The 6,199-nt window shown below is 72.0% G+C and carries 4 protein-coding genes; 3 read left to right on the top strand and 1 reads right to left on the bottom strand.

The window, feature by feature from the left end:
- Positions 1-1,083 precede the first annotated feature (1,083 nt).
- Complete coding sequence (locus AC5L30_RS28425; RefSeq protein ID WP_494870953.1) at positions 1,084-1,503, top strand: protein-tyrosine phosphatase family protein; 420 nt, start codon at positions 1,084-1,086, stop codon at positions 1,501-1,503.
- Positions 1,504-1,704: 201 nt separating this feature from the next.
- Here the strand turns inward: AC5L30_RS28425 and AC5L30_RS28420 are convergent, their stop codons facing one another.
- Positions 1,705-3,999, bottom strand: coding sequence for an ATP-binding cassette domain-containing protein (locus AC5L30_RS28420; protein ID WP_494870951.1), 2,295 nt, complete (start codon positions 3,997-3,999; stop codon positions 1,705-1,707).
- A gap of 166 nt (positions 4,000-4,165) precedes the next feature.
- Between AC5L30_RS28420 and AC5L30_RS28415 the strand changes: the two genes are divergently transcribed.
- Together AC5L30_RS28415 and AC5L30_RS28410 are read left to right on the top strand one after the other, a co-directional pair.
- Positions 4,166-4,894, top strand: coding sequence for a MerR family transcriptional regulator (locus AC5L30_RS28415; protein WP_494870949.1), 729 nt, complete (start codon positions 4,166-4,168; stop codon positions 4,892-4,894).
- Between the two features lie 47 nt (positions 4,895-4,941).
- On the top strand, positions 4,942-6,150 hold the full coding sequence (locus tag AC5L30_RS28410) for a D-alanyl-D-alanine carboxypeptidase family protein (protein WP_494870948.1): 1,209 nt from the start codon (positions 4,942-4,944) through the stop codon (positions 6,148-6,150).
- Positions 6,151-6,199 lie beyond the last annotated feature (49 nt).

The raw sequence follows: 6,199 nt of genomic DNA, 5'->3' as shown, positions 1-6,199 counted from the left end.
CCCGACGCCTACGCCCAGTGGGAGCAGCAGGCCACCGACCTCGTCACCCAGCACTGGAACAGCTGACCCCCGCACCAGCACGCACCGTAAGACCAAGACCGCACGACCGCACGACCGCACGACCGCACGACCGTAGGACCGCACGACCGCACGACCGTAGGACATTGACCGCTGGCCGGCACCCGCAACCCGGGGTGCCGGCCAGCGGCCTTTGCCGTCGTTGGCCGGTGACCCTTGACCGCTGCCCCTTGGCCGCTGGGCCGCTGCTGGCCGCTGGCGCTGGGCCGCTGGGCTGGGATGCCGCGCTGCGCGGGTCCGTGAGGGAGGCAGATCGCGCCGTCTGGTCGACGGCTGCCCGCAAGATCTTGGACAGTTACCGTTCCGCGCGAACGGAAACTGTCCAAGATCTCGCGGGGCATGGCCGAAACACCGCCCGATGCGGGTTGGGTGCCGTGATTTGAGGCGACCGACGGTGCAGCACCGTGGTCGTGAGGCGACCGACGGTGCAGCGATGGGGCCCGGCGGCGCGACGGGGTGGAACGGCCGGCGGTGCCGCCAGCCGCCAGCCGCCAGTCGCCGGTCGACCGCCGCCAGGCCACGGTGCGGCGGGGGTGGGCCGGTGGGGCCCTGGCCCATCGGCCAGCGGTGCGGCGGCGCGCCCATCGGCCAACGGTGCTGCGCCGCGCTCAGCGGCGCAGCTGCGTGGCGGGACGGCTGTCGGCCAGCAGTGCGCATTGGAACGATCGACGATGGGCGGCCGCCGGTCAGCGGCCTGGCGGCGCCCCAGCGGCGCAGCTGCGCTGCGGGAGGGCGGGGCGGTCGGGTGGGTGCGATCGGGTGGGTGGGCCCGGCCGGGTGTGGGAACAACGCGGGGTGCGGGCTGGTTGTGGACAGTGTCGGTGTGACTCAGTGTCCCCGGGCCTCACCTAATATCGCCCTCGCGGAATACCGTTCGGCTGGAGCCGCGTCGTGCCACTCGCCGAGAGGCGACCTGCACACCGACACCAGCGCCGCCCCCGGCCCACCGGCCGGGGGCGGCGCTGTCTGTGTTCATCCGTCAGTCGGCAGCGGCACAATGTCCAGGTGACTGACGCACACCCGTGGTCCGAGCAGTCGGGCGTACTCGTACTTCCCAGTGGGGCGACGGTGCGGGGACGCCGCGTCGCCGCCGTATCCTCGCCCGCCGATTTTGCCGTGCTGCTGGCCCCTGGTCCGGATCCGGCCTGGCCGCACCGGCGGATCCGGTGGCCCGACTTCTGGGTGCCGCTCGACCGCGCCGACGCCCTCGACGCCCTGCGGGAGGGGCTGCGTCGGGCGCACGACGGTGAACGCGTCGAGGTGGCCTGTCGGGGTGGGGTGGGTCGTACCGGAACGGCCCTGGCGGCGCTGGCGATCCTCGACGGTCTGCCGGTCGAGCGGGCGGTGCCGTGGGTTCGGGCCGGCTACCACCCGAAGGCGGTGGAGACCCCCTGGCAGCGGCGCTGGCTGCGCCGCGTCACCTGACCGCCGGCCGCGGGTGCCGCCGGAGCACCGCCGCCGCTGCTGCCGGCCCGGCCTGACCGCTGGCCGCTGGCGCCGCCGGAGCACCGCCGCTGCTGCCGGCCCGGTCTGACCGCGGCCGCCAGGTTCCATACCGCGTGGCGGTGGTCGATACCCACCCGCGACGTCGTTGGCCGTGCCTCGGCCGGTCTCGGGGCGGCGGTGTCAGCCCTGGCCGACCACCGCCGGGTCGGTGACGTACTCGCGCAGGTGTTTGGCGGTCAGGGTGTCGCCGGTGGCGACCAGCTCGGCCGGTGTGCCGGTGAAGACGATGCGGCCGCCGTCGTGGCCGGCGCCGGGGCCGAGGTCGATGAGCCAGTCGGCGTGTGCCATGACCGCCTGGTGGTGCTCGATGACGATCACCGTGTTTCCGGCGTCGACCATTCGGTCGAGCAGGGCCAGCAGTTGGTCCACGTCGGCCAGGTGCAGACCGGTGGTCGGCTCGTCCAGGACGTACGTGGTGGTCTTCTCGGCCAGGTGGATGGCGAGCTTGAGTCGTTGCCGCTCCCCGCCCGACAGGGTGGTCAGTGGCTGGCCGAGGCTGAGGTAGCCCAGCCCGACGTCGACCAGCCGGCCGAGGATGAGGTGCGCCGACCCGCTGGGGAAGAACGCGTACGCCTCGGTGACGGACATGGTCAGGACCTCGTGGATGTTCTTGCCGCGCAGCGTGTACGTGAGCACCTCGTCGGTGAACCGCCGTCCTGCACACCGTTCGCAGACGCTGGCGACGCCGGCCATCATCGCCAGGTCGGTGTAGATGAGCCCGATTCCCTTGCAGGTCGGGCAGGCGCCTTCGGAGTTGGCGCTGAACAGCGCGGCCTTGACTCCGTTGGCCTTGGCGAAGGCGGTGCGGATCGGGTCGAGCAGCCCGCTGTAGGTGGCCGGGTTGCTGCGTCGTGAGCCACGGATCGAAGACTGGTCGACGATGACGACCCCGGACCGGCCGCGCAGCGACCCATGGATCAGTGAGCTCTTGCCGGAGCCGGCCACGCCGGTGACCACGGTGAGCACCCCGAGCGGGATGTCCACGTCCACGTCGCGCAGGTTGTGCAGGTCGGCCTGGCGGATGGCGAGTTGCCCGGTGGGTCGGCGTACCGCGTCGCGCAGGGTCACCCGGTGGTCCAGGTGCCGGCCGGTGAGCGTGCCGGAGCGGCGCAGGCCGGGGATGTCGCCGGTGAAGCAGATCTGACCACCGTCGGTGCCGGCGCCCGGTCCGAGGTCGATCACGTGATCGGCGATGGCGATGGTCTCCGGCTTGTGTTCCACCACGAGCACGGTGTTGCCCTTGTCGCGTAGCCGCAGCAGCAGGTCGTTCATCCGGGCGATGTCGTGCGGGTGCAGGCCGACGGTGGGTTCGTCGAAGACGTACGTGACGTCAGAGAGGCTGGAGCCGAGGTGCCGGACCATTTTCACCCGTTGCGCCTCACCGCCGGAGAGGGTCGCCGACTCACGGTCCAGGCTGAGGTAGCCCAGCCCGATCTCGACCAGGGAGTCCAGCAGGTCGCGCAGGTTGGCGACGAGTGGCGCCGCCCCCGGGTCGTCGATGCTGCGGACGAAGGTCGCCAGGTCGCTGATCTGCATGGCCGAGCAGTCGGCGATGTTGTGCCCGGCGATCCGCGACGACAGGGCCGCCGCGTTGAGTCGGGTGCCGCCGCAGTCGCCGCAGCTGGTGAAGGTGACGGCCCGGTCGACGAAGGCGCGGATGTGCGGTTGCATCGACTCGCGGTCCTTGGCCAGGAGGAGCCGCTTGACCTTGACCGCCAGACCCTCGTACGTCCAGCTGTTGCTGCCCACCTTGATCTTGGTGGCCGGCTTGTGCAGGAAGTCCTCCCACTGTTGCGGGGTGAAGTCCTGGAGTTTGACGTCCGGGTCGAACAGGCCGGAGCCGACGATGGTCTGCCAGTACCAGGAGTCGACCGCGAAGTTGGGCACGGTGATCGCGCCGTCGTTGAGGGAGCGCTCGACATCGACCAACTCGTTGATGTCGAGGTCGGAGACCCGACCCAGCCCTTCGCAGGTGGTGCACATGCCCTCGGGCAGGTTGAAGCTGAACGCCCCGGCGCCGCCGATGGACGGCTGGCCGAGCCTGCTGAAGAGGATCCGCAGCATGGCGTACGCGTCGGTGGCGGTGCCGACGGTGGAACGGGAGTTGACCCCCATCCGTTCCTGGTCGACGACGATGGCCGCGCTGAGGTTGCGCAGCGAGTCGACGTCCGGCCGGTTGAGGTTCGGCATGAACGACTGGAGGAACGCGCTGTAGGTCTCGTTGATCATGCGCTGGGACTCGGCGGCGATGGTGCCGAAGACCAGCGACGACTTGCCCGACCCGGAGACACCGGTGAAGACGGTCAACCGGCGTTTGGGGATGTCGACCGAGACGCTGGCGAGATTGTTCTCCCGCGCTCCACGTACCTCGATCATGTCGTGGCTGTCGGCGGCGGACCATGCTGGCTGCGACATACGGACCCTTCACGGAATCATGGCGGGACTTTGCCCCGCCGGGCACTGGCGGGTTCCATTGTCTCATTCATCCACATGTAGAGACTTTCGCCGAGATCCCAGGACAAGCGTCGGCACTGCGTCCCGCAAAGTCTCAAATCACGTGGTAAGCGGTACGGTGGCTCGCGTGGACGTCGCCTCGAAGGATCGGCTGCGCGCCGTGGACCTGGCGGCCACCGTCGGGATCTCGGTGCAGCAGGTGCGCAACTACGTCGAGCAGGGCGTGCTGCCGCCGGTGGGCCGTACCGACAGCGGCTACCGGATCTTCACCACCGAGCACGCCCGGGCGCTGACCGTGGCGCGGCGGTTGGCCGAGGGGCACGGCTGGAGCCGTACCCGGGAGGTCATGGCGGCGGTGCACCGGGGTGACCTGCCGGCGGCCCTGGCGGCGCTCGACGGCGGCCATGCCGAGCTGGACCGGGAACGCGCCGAGATCCGCCGGGTGCTCGGCGCCTTCGAGACCGTGCTGGCCAGCCCACCGGCGGCCCGGCCCACGCCACGCCACGGCGCCCGCATCGGCGAGGTCGCCGCCCTGGTCGGGGTCCGAACCTCGCAGCTGCGGCTGTGGGAGGAGCGCGAGCTGCTGCGCCCGGGCCGCACCCCGGGCACCAACTACCGGGTGTACGACGAGGCGGAGCTACGCGCGGCGCAGGTCATCGCGTTGCTGCGCCGAGGCGCGTACCCGTTCGAGATCATCGCCGCGGTGCTGGGCGAACTGCGGACCACCGGCAGCGCTCAACGGGTCCGCGCCGAACTGGCCCGCCGCGAGCAGGAGCTGCACGCCCGCAGCCTGCGCCGGCTGCGGGGGAGTGCCGCGCTGCACGACTACCTGCGCGGTCGCGGCGACGCGAGTTGACCGCCATCCCGTCCCGCCGGGCGATCGTCCTGACTAGGGTCGGGCACATGAGAGCTGCGCTGCTGGCGGCCACGACGTCCGCCGTCCTGCTCGCTCCCGTGCCGGTCGGTGCGACGGGGGCGTCCGCCGCGCCGACGGTGCGCTGCCCCCGGGTCCCGGCGCCGGCGGCGTCCCGCCCACCCCGGCCGTCACCCCCGCCCGCCGTCGGTGAGCAGCGGGTGGTCGGTGGCGCGGCGCTCGACACGGCCGGCCTGGTCGTGCCGGCCGGCGTCGCCGCGCCACCGAGGGTCACCGCCACGTCGTGGCTGGTCGCCGACCTGGACAGCGGCCAGGTGCTCGGCGGCTGCGGCCCGCACGAGTACGGCACACCGGCGAGCGTGCAGAAGCTCCTGCTGGCGGCCACGATGCTGCCCAGGCTCGACCCGAAGCAGACGGTCACCGTCACCGACGCGGACATGGACATCGAACCCGGCTCCTCGGCCGTGGGCCTGGTCGCCGGTGGCCGGTACACCATCGAGACCATCTGGCTCGGGTTGCTGCTCAACTCCGGCAACGAGGCCGCCAACGCGCTGGCCCGACTTGGCAGCGGCGTGGACAGCGCCGCCGGCGTACGCGCCATGAACGAGCAGGCACACCACCTCGGCGCGCTCCAGACCCACGCGGTCACCCCGTCCGGGCTGGACGGCAAGGGGCAGTTCACCAGCGCGTACGACCTGGCGCTGATCGCCCGGGTCTGCTTCGCCGAGCCGACCTTCCGCCGGTACGCGCTGACCGAGCAGACGTCGATTCCGCCCCAGCCACGGCAACGCACCAAGGGTTTCGAGATCCAGAACGAGAACCAGCTCATCTACCGGTACCCGGGGGCGCTCGGTGGCAAGACCGGCTTCACCGACCTGGCCCGGCACACCTACGTGGGTGCGGCGGAACGCGGCGGGCGGCGGCTGGTGGTCACCCTGCTGGGCGCCGAATCGGCGCCGGTACGCGGCTGGGAGCAGGGCGCGGCCCTGCTGGACTGGGGTTTCACGCTGCCCCGGGACGCCGCCGTGGGCCGGCTGGTCGAGCCCGGCGAGCTGACCGCCACTCCGTCGGCGGCGCCGTCCGTGCTGGCGGCCCCCGGCGCGCCCCGGCCGGCGGCGGCCAGCGGGCCCGCGCGTACCGGCTCGGGGTGGCTCTGGTCGGTGACCGCGGTGAGCGGCGCGACGGTGCTGGCGTTGTTGGGCGGCCTGCTGTGGCGGCGTCGCCGTCGGATGCCCTGACGGATCGACATCGGGCGCTGCCCTCCATAGACTCCGGTCTTTCTGGCAC

The sequence above is a fragment of the Micromonospora sp. BQ32 genome (genome assembly GCF_059358895.1).
Note: the sequence above shows the minus strand (reverse complement) of the source record. Positions and strands in the feature narration are given on the sequence as shown.

What these genes read in the sequence shown, in the direction of transcription:
- AC5L30_RS28420 (WP_494870951.1), bottom strand. Translation starts at nt 3,999, where the DNA reads ATGTCGCAGCCAGCATGGTCCGCCGCCGACAGCCACGACATGATCGAG.
- AC5L30_RS28410 (WP_494870948.1), top strand. Translation starts at nt 4,942, where the DNA reads ATGAGAGCTGCGCTGCTGGCGGCCACGACGTCCGCCGTCCTGCTCGCT.